The following is a 15,135-nucleotide window of genomic DNA, read 5'->3' as shown; positions in this document are numbered from 1 at the left end:
CGGGGGTGCAGGAGCCGTGGAGCTCCGGAGGGAGGGGGCGGGCGGCCGCGGGAGGCGGCCGCCCGCGGGGACTACTCGGCGACGTCGGCGCGGGCCGCGGCCCAGCGCGAGTTGAGGTCGGCGAACAGCGACTCCTTGTCGCCGGCGCCCGCACCGCGCGCGGCGTCGATCAGCTCCTGGCGGTAGGCGTTGCCGAACAGGTCGATCTCGGCCTCGTTGGCGATGTCGTTGATGACCGCCTCCTTGCCGACCGGGTCCGGGGCGAGCTCGAGGTACTGCACACCGAGCGCGTCGAAGTCCGCGAGGGTGTCGGGAGCGGGGTCGCTGATCACGGGGCTGATCGCACCCTGGCTCTCGGCGTAGCCGGACTCGTTCGTGAACCAGTCGATCCACGCGCGGGCGGTGGCCTTGTTGTCCGAGTTCTTGTTGATCGCGAGGAACTTGTCCGAGGCGGTCACCGAGGTGAAGGTCCCGTCCTGCGCCCACGGCATCGGCCAGAAGCCGATGACGTCGCGGGACTTCCCGGCCTTCTCGGCCGCGTCCTGCATCTGCGAGACGGCCCAGGAGCCGAGCACCATCGAGCCGATCTCCCCGCTCGCGAGGAGGTCCTTCGACTCCTCCCAGTTCGTGGTGGTCGGGTCCGCCTCGCTGAGGCCCTGCGCGACCGTGTCGTAGAGCAGGCCGTCGATGTTGTACTGGTCGTTGCCCTCGGTCCAGGGCGCGTCGTCCGCGATCATCTCGGTGCGGACGTCCGCCCCCTGCACCGTGCCGAGGTTGCCCTCGATCGTCGCGAGGGGCCACCCGTCCTTGTAGTTCGTGTAATAGGGGACGACGCCGTCGGCCTTGATCTTCTCGAGGTCGGCGAGGTACTCCTCCTCCGTGGCGGGCGGGTCGGTGATGCCCGCCGCGGTCCAGACGTCGCGGTTGAACACGTAGCCCATGGCCGAGCCGAAGGTCGAGACTCCGTAGGCGGTGCCGTCGAACGAGCCCTCGTTGGTGAAGCGGTAGGTCTTCGACAGCTCCTCCGTCGAGCCCAGCGGCTCGAAGTAGTCGGAGTAGTCGTCCTTGGTGACGTTGGAGCTCGGGATGAGCAGCACGTCGCCGTAGTCCTTCGAGTTCAGGCGGATCTTGGTGTCGCCCTCGTAGTCGGTCAGGGCCTCGAACTTCACTGTCGTCCCGGGGTACTTCCCCTCGAACGTCGTCGCGTAGTCGGCGAAGGTCGTGTCGACCAGGTCGGTGCGGTTGGTCAGCACAGTGATCTCGCCGGCCGGCTCGCCGGAGTCGTTCCCCGCCGATCCGCCGGAGCAGCCGGCGAGCGCGAGGGAGGACGTGACGGCGACGGCGACGATGCCGGTCAGCGTGGTCCTGCGGTTTCTGGTGGGTCGTTGCACGGGTGTTCTCCTCGGTAGGGCGTCGCGGTGCGACGGTGAGTGCAGTGGGTGCGGGACGGAGGTCAGTGACGGGCCTGCCACCAGTGCCGGATCGTCGGGAGGTACTGGCGCACCAGCGACTCCAGCCACGACGGCACGTGGGGGTGGGGCGAGGGTCCGGCCGTCGGCGGCGCGGTGGGAGTCGTCGGCGGTGCGGTGGGCGTCGTCGTCGGCGGGGTGGTCGGCGTCGTCGTGGGCGGAGCGGTCGGCGTCGGCGTCGGGGCGGGCCCGGCGGCGACCACCGTCGCCACGTCGTCGACGGTGAGGACTCCGGTCCCCGATCCGTTCACGTAGAGGGCGTACTGGGTCACCGAGGTCAGGTCGAGATCGGCCTCCGGGGCCCACGACGGCGGAGCGAAGGCTGAGAAGGGGACGACGGTCGGCCCCTCCGTCGCCGGGGTGACGGAGGCCTCCCAGTAGGCGCCGTTCGCGACGAACTGCACCGAGAACGGGGCCGCGGCGTCCACGTCGAGGGTCAGCCCGGAGTAGCCCCACCAGTTCTGCGGAGCATCGAACGTCTTCACGACGCCCGCGTAGCCGGCCGTGCCCGTGTCGTAGTCGAAGCGCGCGGCGCTGCCGGCGCCGGAGGGCACCAGCGTCGGCGCGATGGTGCCGCCCCCGCTGTTCCGGACGTAGGCCTCGCGGACCGCCGCGTCGTCGGCGTAGCCCTCGAAGTCGTCGACCACGACGGGCTCCGTCGGCACGGCCGAGGTCTCGAACGAGCGGACCTCGGACACGGCGGAGCCGACGCCGTTCACGGCGGTCACCCGCCAGGAGTAGCGCGTCTCGGGGGCGAGGTCGACGTCCGGGCGGACGGTGGTCGCGGTGAGCCCGGTCGTCTCCACGATCGGGTCGGAGAGGTCCTCCGATGCCGAGAGGGTGAAGCGGTAGAACGCGGCGTCGGCGGCGGGCTCCCACGAGAACGCGGGGGTCGCGGTGATCCCGTCGGCGCCGGCGGCCGGCGCGACGAGCGCGGGGGCGGCCGGGGCGCCGAGCGGAGCGGCGTTCGGCGAGAAGAGGTTCACGGAGCCGATCTGCGGCGTCCACGCCTCGCCCGGGCCCTGCGGCCACGAGACGCGCAGCTGGTTCACGCCGGAGAGGCCGCGCACCGACAGCGTGTACTGCTTCCAGTTCCCGGTGCCGCCGCGGGTGTCGACCGCGATCGGCGCCCACGTCGCGCCGTCGGCCGAGCCCTCCACGGTGAGCGGGGCGACCGGCTGGTCGGGCCAGTACCAGGCCGTCACGTCGGCGCCGCTGATGTCGTCGAAGCTCCAGGTGAGGCTCGCCGGATCGGTGCTCTCGCGCTTCACGCGGGAGACGTCTCCGCCGAACTGCGCGGGCGAGCCGGAGTCGATCGCGAGGCTGCCCGTGCGGGCCGACACCTTCGAGAAGTCGTCGAGCGGGTCCGCGAGGGCCACCGCCTCCGCCGCGCTCGTGACGGTGGCGCGCTCGAGGGTGGCGCTGCCGCTCCAGGAGAGGCGGACGGCGTCGCCGTCGAGGCCGTCCGCTCGGAGGGCGCCGCCGTCGACCGTGGTCGCGGCCGGAGTCCAGGTCGTCCCGTCGGTGCTCGACGAAACGGTCGCGGCCGAGGGGTCCGAGAGGAGGAACTCGGCGGCGGTCACGCCGTCACGCTGCCAGGTGATGCTCGCAGCGCCCGTCGCGGCGACGACTCCGCCGGCCGGCGTCGGCTCGAGCCGCGCGTTCTCGTGTGCCGAGCTGAGGGTCCAGGTCTGCAGCGGGTCGACGAGCACCGTGCCGGCCTCGGGCGCGGCCACGGGGTCGGAGGCGGGGCCGGGGCGATCGCCCTCGCCGACCGCGACCACGCGGTAGCGCGCTCCGTCGGGCGAGTCGTAGTCGGTGACCGGGGAGGCGGAGGCGGAGACGGCGCCGTCGGTCACGTCGCTCCAGGCACCGCCGTCGACCGAGCGCTGCACGAGATAGCCCTGCGCTCCCGCGGTCCCGCGCCACGAGACGGTGGTGATGCCGTACACCTGGTCGAGGGCCGTGACGAGCGGGGCGCCGAGCTCGTGCCGGCCGGGCGTGCTGCCGACGGCCGCGCTGTAGCGCTCGACCGCGTCCACGCTCTCCCGCTCCCGCACCGAATCGCCCGGGTAGTGGAGGGTGAAGCCGTCGTCGTGCGGGACGAAGCCCCCGCGGTCGTTGTTCCCGAACAGCGACCAGAAGAACATGCCCGAGACGTTCCGGTCGGCCGCGGCCGCGTCGAGCAGCGTGGCGGAGGCGGCCGTCGAGGCGTACTCCCCCGCGATGTAGACCTTGCCCGCGTCCGCGACGGTCCGCGCGTCGGCCGAGACCCGCTCGGCGGTCGGCGGGTAGTAGTGGACGTCGACGATGTCGAGGTCCGGCGACGCGAGGGTGTCGGGATCGATGTCGAAGCGGCGGCCGGCGGCGACGAGCTGCTCCGGGGCCTTCTCCTTCAGGTGCGCGACCTGGGCGTCGATCCACTCGCGGGTCATGCCCTCGAGCTCGTTGCCCAGCTCCCAAGCCATGATCGTCGGGTCGTCGACGAAGCGCGTCCCGGTGATCGTGTTCGTGTGGTCGAGCACGTGGTCGACGTAGTCCTGGTATGCCGCGATCGCGGCCGGATCGGTGTAGAAGTCGTCCGACTCGAGGCCGAGCGGAGTCGTGAAGTCGCGGTGACCGCCGTGGTAGTACTCCCACTGGTCGGTGAGCGGCAGCACCAGGCGGATGCCGAGAGTGCCCGCATAGGCGACCGCGAAGTCGATGGTGCGGAACGCCTCCTCGTTGTACTCGCCGAGCCGCGGCATCAGCGCGAGCGGGTCGGCGTCGTCCTGGCTGGTCGACGTCATCATGTGCGAGCGCACGACGGTGACCCCGAGCCCGGCCGCCGTGTCGAGGGCGTCCTTGATGCGGAAGTAGGTCGGGTAGTCGATCCCGCCGACGTTCTCGTCGAGGCCGAGCCAGTAGATGTTCGTCCCGCTGGCACGGAAGCGCTCGCCGTCGAGGGTGAGGGCGCTGCCGTCGCGCTGGACGAACGCGGTGTTGGCGCTGGTCCAGTCGGCCGGCGCGGCCTGGGCGGCCTGGGCGGAGGACGCGGTCGCGACGAGGGTCGAGGTGACGACGGCGGCGATCGCTCCGCCGGCGAGGGCCGAGCGGAGGCGGGAGCGCCTCGGGGCGAGCGGTGCTGCGGCACGGGTCATGTGTGTTCCAGGGCTCCTTCGACCGGGGTGGAGGACCGGCTCGCGTCGTTCCGCTCTCGGGAACGGGGCTCGTCGCCCCGCCCTCGTCGGCCGGTCCTCGGACAGACTCCCCTGTTCTCCCCGTCGAGGTCAATATCAAAAGTAAATAATTTATGTAACGAATCGAGACGGCAGTGCGAGCACGCGGGGCGTGGCGACGGCCGTCGACCGGCGGTCGGAGATGCTCAGGCCGCCGGCGCGCCCGTGGATCCGCGCGGGACGATCACGACGGCGGGGCTGCTGATCGCGCGGCTCTCGCCACCCGCGATTCCGGCCAGGAGCTCCCGGCCGGCGAGCATCCCGATGACCTGCACGTCGTGCGAGACCGCTGAGAGCGGGGGCTCGCTGAGCTGGCACTGCGCGGAGTCGTCCCAGGCGAGGAGCGAGAGCTCGCCCGGGACGACGAGACCGCGATCGCGGGCCTCGTCGAGTCCGCCGAGCGCCATCAGGTCGCTGTCGAAGACGACCGCCGTCGGCCGCTCGTCGCCGTCGAGCAGGGCCGCCAGAGCACGGGCCCCGGAGGCCCGCGAGTAGTCGCCCCCGGCCGTCGGTCCGGACACTCCGTGCCGCGCGCACTCCTGCGCGAACGTCTCCTCGCGGATGCGCGTGTGCAGCAGCTCCGCGGGTCCGGCGACGCGGCCGAGCCGGGAGTGGCCCTGACCGGCGAGGAAGTCGACGGCCGCGCGCATCGCGTTGTCGTCGTCCGTCCACACCGCGCGGAAGCCGACGGCGGCGCTCGGCGGGCCGATCACGACGGCGGGGAGGCCGAGGCCGCGCACGAACTCCGGCCGCGGATCCCCGTCCTCGAGGTCGACCAGGATCACGCCGCTCACCTCGCCGTCCTCGCTCCACCGCCGATAGGTCGCGAGCTCGGCGTCGGCGTCGGGCAGGACGTTGAGGAGCACCGAGTAGCCCGAGGGGCGGACCGCCCGCTCGACACCGGCGATGAACTCGTGGAAGTACGGCTCCGCGCCCATGATCTCGGTCGCCCGCACCAGGGCCAGGCCGATCGGTCTCGTCCGCGTCATCGCCACCGCCCTTCGTCGCCCGTCCAGAGTAGGGGGCCGATCGGCGCCGGAGCCGTCCCGTACGCTGACGAGCGGAACGGGAGGTGACGGCATGGCACGGCGCGAATCGACACCCGCGGCCCCCGGGAGCCGCGCCCTCGTCGTGGACCTGATCCGCTCCTCCGGGCCGATCAGCCGCGTCGAGCTGACCGCCGCGACCGGCCTCACCCAGCCCGCCATCTCGATGATCGTGCGCAAGCTCCTCACCGACGGCATCGTCCGCCAGACCGGCTCGACCTCGACCGGGGGCAAGCCGCGGCAGCTGCTCGAGATCAACGCGCGGGCGAGGATCGCCATCGGCCTGCAGCTCGGCTTCGAGTCGATCACCCTGGTCGCGACCGACACGGGCGGAGGCGTGATCGCACGCCAGCAGATCGACGGCGCCGCGCTCGCCTCCCCGGAGGAGGTCACCGCGCGCCTGGTCCGGGCCTACGACGACTTCATCCGCGGGACCGGGATCGACCGCGGCTCGATCGCGGGCGTGGCGGTCGTCGCTCCCGGCCCGATCGACCAGGCCGCGGGCCGCGTCCTCGGCCCGCCGACGCTGCATCACTGGCGCGACCACCCGCTCCGCCAGGAGCTCGGCGCCGGTCTGGGCGCGCCGATCCTGCTCGACAACGACGCCGCCGCCGCCGCGATCGGCGAGTTCTGGAGCCGCGGCGTCTCGCGGCACCGCACCTTCGGGAGCATCTACGTCGGCACCGGCATCGGGGCCGGCGTCGTCCTCGACGGCGCACTGCTGCGCGGGGCGAGCTCGAACGCGGTCGAGATCGGCCACGTCACGATCGTGCCGGGCGGGCGCGAGTGCTTCTGCGGCAACATCGGCTGCCTCGAGCGGTACGCCTCGCCGACGGTGGTCGTGGAGGAGGCGCGCTCCGACCGCGCCGCGTTCGCCGACCTCGACCTCGCCTTCCGCGCCGAGGAGCACGCCCGCGACTTCGACGTGCTCAGCCTGGCGGCGATCAACGGCCATCCGGCGGCCCTCGCCCTGATCGAGCGCGCGGCCGGGCACCTGGCCGACGGCGCTCTGATCCTGGCCAACCTGTTCGACCTCGACGAGCTGGTCCTCACCGGCCCCGGAGTCGCCATCGCCGGATCGATCCACACCCGCGCGATCCGCGCCCGCCTCGACGAGCGCCGCTTCGCCCGCCGGGCCCACCCGATCGAGGTCGAGCTCTCGACCAACCCGCGCGACGCGGCCGCCGTCGGAGCGTCCTCCCTCGTGCTGCAGAGCACCCTCTCGCCCGGGCACGGGCCGGTGCTCCTGCAGCCCGGAGGGCGCGATGGCTGAGGCCGTCGTCTCCGCCGGCCGGCTGCTCGGGCGGACCGTCGAGACGCCGGACGGAGCGGCGCACGCGTTCCTCGGGGTGCCCTACGCGGGCGACCCCCGGCGCTTCCTCCCGGCTCCGCCGCTCGAGGCCTGGAGCGGACGGCGCGAGGCGTTGGAGCCCGGACCGCGGGCTCCGCAGACGTCGGGTGGAAGCGAGACCGGCTGCCTGACCGTGAACGTCTGGACGCCGGAGGCAGCCGAGGCCTGCCCGGTGATCGTCTGGATCCACGGGGGGCTGCACGTCGCCGGCTCCCCCTCCGAGCCCTTCTGCGACGGAGCACGGCTCGCCGCCCGGACCGGCACCGTCGTCGTGGCGCTCGGCCACCGGCTCGGCGCGCTCGGATTCCTCACCGTGGACCACCTCCTCGGCCACGAGTACCGCGACTCCGCGAACGCGGGCCTGCACGACACCGTCGCCGCGCTCGAGTGGGTCCGCGACGAGATCGCGGCGTTCGGAGGAGACCCCGGTCGGATCACGCTGGCCGGCCAGTCCGCCGGCGCGACGTCGGCCGCGATGCTGCTCGCAGCGCCCCGCGCCGAGGGCCTCTTCGCGCGAGCAGTGCTGCAGAGCGCGAACCCCGAGCGCGTCGGGTCCCGCGAGTACGGCGAGGAGGCGACGGCGGAGCTGCTCGACCTGCTCGGCGCGCCGCCGGAGCGGCTCCTGGACCTGCCCTGGACGCGCCTGATCGAGGCGCAGGACCGCCTGCTCGCCCGCCGCTCGGCCGCGGGTCCGAACACCGTCGCCGTGTTCCGGGCGGGCCTCGACGGCCGCCTGCTGACCCGCGACCCGGTGTCCGCCGTCGCGGCGGGAGCCTCGAGCGGAGTGGATCTCGTCGTGACGACGAACGTCAACGAGGGCTCGGGCTCCGTCGACCTCCGGGCTCCCGACTCCGTCGAGCTGCGCGCACAGCTCGACCGGCACGTCGCCGACCTGCTTCCGGGAGGGGACGCGGGGTCCTATCGAGAGGCTCTGGCGGCCGACCTGGGCCGCACCCCCTCGGACGCCGAGGCCCTGGAGGCGTGCCTCGCCGACGAGATCTACCGGCAGCCGAGTCTGCGGCTGCTCGACGCCCGGACCGCAGCGACCGGATCGACGCGCGCCGCCCTGTTCGCCTGGCGCGCCGACGACTCCCGCGGCGCGACCCACTCCCTCGAGCTGCCCTTCCTCTTCCGCAGCCTCGACGACGCCCGTGGCACGATCGGGCCCGCCCCGCAGCGCCTCAGCGACGAGGTCTCGTCGCGCTGGGCCGCCTTCGCGGCGACGGGCGACGCCGGCTGGCCCGAGTACGGATCCGAGCGCACGACGCTCGTGCTCGACGACCCCGTCCGGATCGTCGACGCTCCCCGCGAGCACCTGCGCCGCCTGGTCGCGTCCCACCGCCGCTGATCCCACCGGCCACTGGCCCCGTCCAGGCGGTTAGGTTAGGTTAACCTTCGCAACCCCCACCACCCCCTTCGAAGGATCGCCGTGCCCGCCACTCGCACCCCCCTCCGCCTGACCGCCGTCGCCTCGCTCGGCCTCGCCGCGCTGCTGCTCACCGCCTGCTCGGGAGGAGCCGACGCCGGCTCCGAGGGCACGTCCGAGAGCAGCGCCGCCGAGAGCGGCGAGGGCTTCCCCGTCACCGTCGACCACGCCTTCGGCAGCACCACCGTCGAGTCGGCCGACCGCGTCGTCGCGACGAGCTGGACCAACCAGGACGTGGCGCTCGCGCTGGGCGTGACCCCGGCCGGCTTCACCCGCGCCTCCTACGGCGACGAGGACGGCGACGGCCTGCTGGCGTGGACGAAGGAGGCGCTCGACGCCTCCGGCGCCGAGACCCCGACCCTGTTCGACGAGACCGACGGCGTGCCCTTCGAGGCGATCTCGGACCTCAGCCCGACCGTGATCCTCTCGGCCTACTCCGGCATCACCCGGCAGGACTACGACACCCTCAGCCAGATCGCCCCCACCGTCGCCTACCCGGGCCTGCCCTGGGGCACGACCTGGCAGGACTCCGCGAAGCTCGACGGCGCCGCGCTGGGCCTCGAGGACGAGGCCGTCGCGAAGGTCGGCGAGATCGAGAGCGACATCACGCAGACCACCGCGTCCTACCCGCAGCTCGCGGGCACCACGTTCATGTACGGCTGGTACGACCCGACCGACGCGAGCACCTTCACCTACTACACGCCGAACGACGCGCGCGTGAAGTTCGTCGAGGACCTCGGGCTCGACGTCGCCCCGAGCGTCGTCGAGCTCTCCGGCGACTCGGAGGCGTTCAGCGGCACCATCAGCTCCGAGAACGCCGACCAGCTCGACGCCGACGTGCTCGTCGTCTACGGCGACGACACGACCCTCGCCGCGCTGCAGGCCGACCCGCTGCTCTCCAAGATCCCGGCCGTCGAGCGCGGCTCCGTCTACGTGCTGGAGGACGGCTCCTCCGCCGCCATGGCCACCTCGTCGCCGAACCTGCTCAGCATCCCGTGGGTGCTCGACGAGTACACCGCAGGCCTCGCCGCGGCCGCCGACAAGGTGTCGTGACCCGCACCGCACCCACCCGGAAGACGAGGGCGACCGCGCTGGCGGTCGCCCTCGTCGCGCTGGCCGTCGCCTCGGTCCTCTCGCTCGTGTACGGCTCCCGCGAGATCCCGCTCGGCGAGGTCTGGCCGGCGCTGACCTCCCCCGATCCGGCGTCCATCGTCGACGCCGCGGTGCAGGGGCGGGTGCCGCGGACGGTCCTCGCGATCCTGGTCGGCGCCGCGCTCGGGCTCGCCGGAGCCGTGATGCAGGGCCTGACCCGCAACCCGCTCGCCGATCCGGGCATCCTCGGCCTCAACTCGGGCGCCTCGCTCGCGGTCGTGCTCGGGATCGCCGGGGTCGGCGCGACGAGCCTGCCGCAGTTCATCTGGCTCGCGTTCCTCGGAGCCGCCGCCGCCGGGGCGTTCGTCTACGCGGTCGCCTCGCTCGGCCGCGAGGGCGCCACTCCGCTGAAGCTCGCCCTCGCCGGAGCCGCCACCGCCGCCGCGCTCACCTCCCTCATCAGCGCGGTCCTGCTCACCCAGGAGACCACGCTGAACCGCTTCCGCTTCTGGCAGGTCGGCGGAGTCGGCGGCGCCGAGACCGCGAGCATCCTGCAGGTCCTCCCGTTCCTCGCGGTCGGCGCGGTGCTGGCCCTCTCCAGCGCGCGAGGGCTCGACGCCCTGGCGCTCGGCGACGACCTGGCGACCGGCCTCGGCCGGCGCGTGGGGCGCATCCGCCTGGTCGCGGGGCTCGCGGCCGTGCTGCTCTGCGGCGCCGCGACCGCGATCGCCGGACCGATCGGATTCATCGGCCTGGTCGTCCCGCACCTCGCCCGCCGCGTCACCGGCCCCGCGCACGCTTGGCTGCTGCCCTCCTCCGCTCTGCTCGGCGCCCTGCTGCTGCTCGTCGCCGACGTGGTCGGCCGCGTGGTCGCCCGGCCGAGCGACGTCGAGGTGGGCATCGTGACCGCGCTGATCGGCGCCCCGGTGCTCATCGCGATCGTGCGCCGCTCGAAGGTGCGGGCGCTGTGAGGACCGCGGAGGCGCCCGCCGCGGTCGGCATCGCGGCCGGCCGCACGCTGCGCCGTCGGCGCACGGTCATCGGCTGCGCGGTCCTCGCGGTGCTCGCGCTGGCGCTCGTCGTCGTCTCGCTCACGGTCGGCAGCACGGTCTACTCGGTGCCGGAGGTCGTCCGCGTGATCCTCGGCGAGACCGTGCCGGGCGCCTCCTTCACCGTGGGCACGCTGCGGCTGCCGCGCACCATCACGGCCGTCCTGGTGGGCGTGGGCTTCGGGATGGGCGGCGTGATCTTCCAGACGATGCTGCGCAACGCCCTCGCCAGCCCCGACATCATCGGCATCACGTCGGGGGCGAGCGCGGCGGCCGTCGTCGCGATCGCGTTCTTCGGGCTCTCGGGCGGCGCGGTCTCGGTGATCGCGGTCGCGGCCGGGCTCGCGACGGCCCTGATCATCGCCGGGCTGGCCGAGGGCGGCGGAGTGATCGGGGCGCGGCTGATCCTCATCGGCATCGGCGTCGCGGCGATGTTCCAGAGCGTGATCGCCTACGTGCAGACCCGCGCCGACTTCGAGGACGTCCAGGAGTCGCTGCGCTGGCTGACCGGCAGCCTCAACTCGGCCGCCTGGCCCTCCGTCCCGCCGCTCGCGCTGACGATGCTCGTGCTGGTGCCGCTGGCGCTGCTGCTCTCGGGCCGGCTCGGCGTGCTGCAGCTCGGCGACGAGTCGGCGACCGCGCTCGGGCTCGACGTGCGGCGCAGCCGGCTGGCCCTGCTCGCGGTCGGAGTCGGCCTCGTGGCCGTCGCGACCGCCGCCACCGGCCCGATCGCGTTCGTCGCCTTCGTCTCGGGGCCGATCGCGCGGCGGATCCTGCCGAGCGCGCGCACGCTGCTGATCCCCTCCGCCCTGGTCGGCGCGGTCGTGGTGCTCGCCGCCGACCTGCTCGCCCAGTACGTCGTCGGCGCGCTGTTCTCGGGCGCGCGCTTCCCGGTCGGTGTCGTCACCGGCGCCCTCGGCGCGCCCTTCCTGCTCTGGCTCCTCGCCCGCCGCAACCGCTCCGGAGGCTCCCTGTGACCGACGCCCCGCCCACCCTCGCCGCCGACGCGGTCACCCTCGCCTACGACGAGCGCGTGGTGGTCGACGGGCTCTCGCTCGCCGTGCCGCCCGGCCGGATCACGGTGATCGTCGGCGCGAACGCCTGCGGCAAGTCGACGCTCCTGCGCGCGATGGCGCGGCTGATCACCCCGCGCTCGGGGAGCGTCCTGCTCGACGGGCGCGCGATCCACCGGCTCCCGACGCGCCAGGTCGCGCAGCAGGTGGGCCTGCTGCCGCAGACCCCGATCGCGCCGGAGGGGATCGCCGTCTCGGACCTGGTCGCCCGCGGCCGCTACCCGCACCGGGGCCTGTTCGGCCGCGGCTCCGGATCGGACGACGACGCGATCGTCGAGGAGGCGCTGCGCGACACCGGCACGCTCGAGCTCGCCGACCGCCCCGTGGACGAGCTCTCGGGCGGGCAGCGCCAGCGGGTGTGGATCGCGATGGCCCTCGCCCAGCGGACCGACGTGCTCCTCCTGGACGAGCCGACGACCTACCTCGACGTGTCGCACCAGGTCGAGGTGCTCGACCTGCTCACCGACCTCAACCGCTCGCGCGGGACGACCATCGTGATCGTGCTGCACGACCTCAACCTCGCCGCCCGCTACGCCGACCACCTCGTCGCCGTGCGCGACGGAGCCCTGTACGCCTCGGGCACGCCCGCCGAGGTGGTGACGCCGGAGACGGTGCGCGCGGTGTTCGGGATGGAGTCGCGCGTGATCGAGGACCCGGTCTCGCGGACGCCGCTGGTGCTGCCCATCGGGCGCCACCACTCGGGCTGAGCCCGGCCGTTCAGGGCCGAGCGGTCAGGGCCGGCCGGTCAGGCCGGGGCCGCGGCCAGGGAGGCGCCGTCGACGAGCGTGCAGCGGAGGAGCTGCTGCTCCCGTCGCGCGGGGTCGCCCTCGATGAGGATCTGCACGGCGCGGCGCCCCATGTCGCGCCGGGGCAGCTCGAAGCCGGCCTGCCAGCCGGTGCGGTCGGCCGATCCGGAGAGCGACACCAGCGACAGGTCGCCCGGCACCGCCACCCCCTCGGCCTCGGCGGCCTCCTGCAGGAGGACGAACTGCTCCTCCTGCTCGGCGAGGACGACCGTGACGCCCTCGGCGGCGATCCGGCGGATCCACTCCCGCGGCGACGCCTCCGGCCCCGGGACGAGGTGGAGGAAGCCGTCGCCGAGCTCGGCCCGCGCGCCGGCCATGCGGTCGGTGTACGACTCGACGCCCTCGCCGTGGCCGGCGTAGGCGAAGCGGGTGTGGCCGAGGGCGCGCGCGCAGGAGATCAACTCGCGGACGATCGACGCGTAGTCGGCGGCCACGTAGGGCACGGGCCCGCCGGCGTCGTCGCGGCGGCCGACGCTGACGAAGGAGAAGCCGCTCGCGTTGAGGAACTCGAGCTCCTCACGGGGCATGTGCTGCCCGAGGAGGATGCAGGAGTCGGCCAGGCGCAGCCGGGTGGTGCCGCCGCTCAGGCCGCCGCGGCGGCCGCCGACGCGGCCGCTGGTCAGCAGGAGGAGGTCGATGTCGCGGTTCTGCGCCTCCTCCTCGATGCCGGCGAGGAACGGGTGGAAGAAGTCCTCGCGGTCGAGCGGGAACAGGCTCTCGTAGGTGTAGACGCCGATCATGCCGGTGCCGACCTGCTTGAGGCGGCGCGCGATGGGGTCGGCGACGTACCCCGTCTCCTGGATCGCCTTGAGGATCCGCGCCCGCGTCGCCTCCGGGACCCGAGCGAGCTGCTCGCCCTTGTCGTTGAGCACGAACGACACCGTCGTCTGGCTGACTCCCGCGAGACGCGCGATGTCCTTCTGCGTGATCCGCGGCACCCGGACACCCCCGCTTCATCCTGGTAATAGGTATTACGTCTTGACCTCAGGCTACCGATGACGAAGGATCGCCGTACGCCCATCCGGGGCGAGAGAGGGCGGAACGTCGACGATGATGAATCCCGCAGACCCAGACAACCAGACCACGGCCTCCCCGAGGCCCGATCGGCAGCACAAGCCCGATCACCAGCCCGAGCACGATCCGCAGCGCAGGCCCGACAACTCGCGCCGCCTCTTCCTCGCCGGGGGCGCCGCCGCCCTCGCCGGCGCGGCAGGGGCCGTCGGCGCCGCCACTCCGGCCGCCGCCGCGCCCCCGGCCGACGCTCCCGGGCAGAAGAAGCGCCTGAGCGTCACCGAGGGGCCGATCTCGCCGCTCGACAAGGAGTTCCGCTGGGACGACCGCGCCGGCGCCGACAACACCCGCGCGGTGCAGGCGGCCATCGACAAGGCGATGACCGCTCCGGGCGGCGAGGTGTCGCTGCCCGCCGGCGAGATCCGGGTGACGGGCCTCGCGGTCGACTACCGCGGCTACCCGGTGCAGCCCGAGAACGGGCCGCCCTACGGCTACGCCGGGCCGAAGATCGTCGGCGCCGGCATGCGCCAGACGAGGATCGTCCAGATCGAGGGCTCGACCCGCGACATCTTCACCGTCTCCGGCCAGACCGGCGACGCGGCCGGCCCCGCCAACAACAACAAGGCCACCGGTGTCGTCCTCGCCGACTTCGAGATGACGGGCACGCCCTCGGGTGGCCACGGGATGTCGCTGCGCTCGCTGGTCAACTGCGAGTTCCGCAACCTGTGGATCCAGAAGACCGGCAAGTCGGGCATCTTCCGCGAGCGCGCCACCTTCGTCTCGGGCGTCGACGACGAGTACTCGTACGCCAACTCCTGGAACAAGATCAAGATCGTCGCCCCCGCCGGCTGGGGCGTGGAGGACTCGGGCAAGGCCTCCATCGGCGGCTCGATGACCAACGTCGAGGCGATCAGCCCCGGCCTCGGCGGCTTCCTCCTCGCGCCGACGAACATGACGCTGCTCGACTGCCAGGCCATCGGCGGCACGGTCGGCCTCCGGTCGATCCGCAACGAGAACCGGCGCTCGGTCAACTCCGGCCTGACCCTGATCAACTTCCGCTCGGAGGGCTCCCGCGACGGCTGGGAGGTGCTGATCGAGGCCGGCACGAGCCACATGATCGTGAACCCGAACTTCTTCCCGACCTCGGGCGCGAACTGCCTCGGCGTCGGCCTGACGAACGGCGGAGCGGACTTCGAGGTGCGCAACCTCACCGTCCTCGGCGGCTTCTACGGGCTCAGCCTCGGCCGCTTCCCGCAGCAGAAGGCGATCGTGCTGGGCAGCGACTCCTCGCAGACGCGCCTCGTGAACCCGTTCATCGAGCGCGGCGCCGCGGGAGTGGACGAGGGCTCGCTGATCGTCGACGACGGACGCCTGACCTCGTTCGAGCTCGGCCGCGGCCGGGTGGAGCGCGCGGCCGGCTACACCACGGTCGCCCGCGCCCCCGAGACCATCCCGACCCCTCCGGCCGGACAGGTCAACGAGGGCTGGGAGCGCTCCGGCGACACCTGGCGGAAGGTGGCCGTCTTCCCCGACGGGCACCGCGTCGTCATCGCCTCCTGACCCCGGGCGGCGGCGCCCTCCGCGCCGCCGCCCT

General features: G+C 73.5%; 11 protein-coding genes. 7 read left to right on the top strand and 4 right to left on the bottom strand.

Translation table 11 applies throughout. From position 1 onward, the window contains the following. Positions 1–71: 71 nt before the first annotated feature. The 3 genes from C5B92_RS12650 to C5B92_RS12640 all read right to left on the bottom strand — a co-directional run bounded on the left by C5B92_RS12650 (position 72) and on the right by C5B92_RS12640 (position 5,676). Complete coding sequence (locus C5B92_RS12650; RefSeq protein ID WP_244230529.1) at positions 72–1,391, bottom strand: ABC transporter substrate-binding protein; 1,320 nt, start codon at positions 1,389–1,391, stop codon at positions 72–74. A 62-nt stretch (positions 1,392–1,453) separates the two neighbouring features. Further along, positions 1,454–4,609: a carbohydrate binding domain-containing protein gene (locus tag C5B92_RS12645; RefSeq protein WP_104350449.1), complete on the bottom strand. Its 3,156-nt coding sequence runs from the start codon at positions 4,607–4,609 to the stop codon at positions 1,454–1,456. 224 nt (positions 4,610–4,833) lie between these two features. After that, positions 4,834–5,676, bottom strand: a complete 843-nt coding sequence (locus C5B92_RS12640; RefSeq protein ID WP_208543346.1) for a LacI family DNA-binding transcriptional regulator — start codon at positions 5,674–5,676, stop codon at positions 4,834–4,836. Between the two features lie 91 nt (positions 5,677–5,767). Here C5B92_RS12640 and C5B92_RS12635 point away from each other — a divergent pair, with 91 nt between their 5' ends. From C5B92_RS12635 to C5B92_RS12610, 6 genes are all read left to right on the top strand, one after another. After that, a complete protein-coding gene (locus C5B92_RS12635) occupies positions 5,768–7,006 on the top strand; it encodes an ROK family transcriptional regulator (RefSeq protein WP_104350448.1) in 1,239 nt (412 codons plus the stop codon). Next, positions 6,999–8,432 carry a carboxylesterase/lipase family protein gene (locus C5B92_RS12630; protein WP_104274380.1) on the top strand — a complete coding sequence of 478 codons (1,434 nt, stop codon included), beginning with the start codon at positions 6,999–7,001 and terminating at the stop codon, positions 8,430–8,432. Before C5B92_RS12635 ends, C5B92_RS12630 begins: the two co-directional genes overlap by 8 nt. Before the next feature lie 81 nt (positions 8,433–8,513). Continuing rightward, a complete protein-coding gene (locus tag C5B92_RS12625; protein WP_181028823.1) occupies positions 8,514–9,563 on the top strand; it encodes an iron-siderophore ABC transporter substrate-binding protein in 1,050 nt (349 codons plus the stop codon). After that, positions 9,560–10,573 (top strand): iron ABC transporter permease, encoded by a 1,014-nt coding sequence (locus C5B92_RS12620; RefSeq protein ID WP_104224306.1) that lies wholly within the window; start codon positions 9,560–9,562, stop codon positions 10,571–10,573. Before C5B92_RS12625 ends, C5B92_RS12620 begins: the two co-directional genes overlap by 4 nt. Beyond that, a complete protein-coding gene (locus C5B92_RS12615; protein ID WP_104238784.1) occupies positions 10,570–11,628 on the top strand; it encodes an iron chelate uptake ABC transporter family permease subunit in 1,059 nt (352 codons plus the stop codon). Before C5B92_RS12620 ends, C5B92_RS12615 begins: the two co-directional genes overlap by 4 nt. Beyond that, on the top strand, positions 11,625–12,431 hold the full coding sequence (locus tag C5B92_RS12610) for an ABC transporter ATP-binding protein (protein ID WP_104224308.1): 807 nt from the start codon (positions 11,625–11,627) through the stop codon (positions 12,429–12,431). Before C5B92_RS12615 ends, C5B92_RS12610 begins: the two co-directional genes overlap by 4 nt. A 38-nt stretch (positions 12,432–12,469) precedes the next feature. Here C5B92_RS12610 and C5B92_RS12605 read toward each other — a convergent pair whose 3' ends face one another. Beyond that, positions 12,470–13,468 (bottom strand): LacI family DNA-binding transcriptional regulator, encoded by a 999-nt coding sequence (locus C5B92_RS12605; protein ID WP_104255943.1) that lies wholly within the window; start codon positions 13,466–13,468, stop codon positions 12,470–12,472. A 112-nt stretch (positions 13,469–13,580) separates the two neighbouring features. Here C5B92_RS12605 and C5B92_RS12600 point away from each other — a divergent pair, with 112 nt between their 5' ends. After that, positions 13,581–15,101, top strand: coding sequence for a hypothetical protein (locus tag C5B92_RS12600; RefSeq protein ID WP_104255942.1), 1,521 nt, complete (start codon positions 13,581–13,583; stop codon positions 15,099–15,101). Positions 15,102–15,135 lie beyond the last annotated feature (34 nt).

This window comes from Rathayibacter sp. AY1A4 (assembly GCF_002930955.1).
Taxonomy (GTDB): domain Bacteria; phylum Actinomycetota; class Actinomycetes; order Actinomycetales; family Microbacteriaceae; genus Rathayibacter.
Note: the sequence above shows the minus strand (reverse complement) of the source record. Positions and strands in the feature narration are given on the sequence as shown.

Bases quoted from the DNA above. Each gene is read 5' to 3' on its own strand.
- C5B92_RS12645 (WP_104350449.1), bottom strand. From the start codon at position 4,609: ATGACCCGTGCCGCAGCACCGCTCGCCCCGAGGCGCTCCCGCCTCCGC.
- C5B92_RS12640 (WP_208543346.1), bottom strand. From the start codon at position 5,676: ATGACGCGGACGAGACCGATCGGCCTGGCCCTGGTGCGGGCGACCGAG.
- C5B92_RS12635 (WP_104350448.1), top strand. From the start codon at position 5,768: ATGGCACGGCGCGAATCGACACCCGCGGCCCCCGGGAGCCGCGCCCTC.
- C5B92_RS12630 (WP_104274380.1), top strand. From the start codon at position 6,999: ATGGCTGAGGCCGTCGTCTCCGCCGGCCGGCTGCTCGGGCGGACCGTC.
- C5B92_RS12600 (WP_104255942.1), top strand. From the start codon at position 13,581: ATGATGAATCCCGCAGACCCAGACAACCAGACCACGGCCTCCCCGAGG.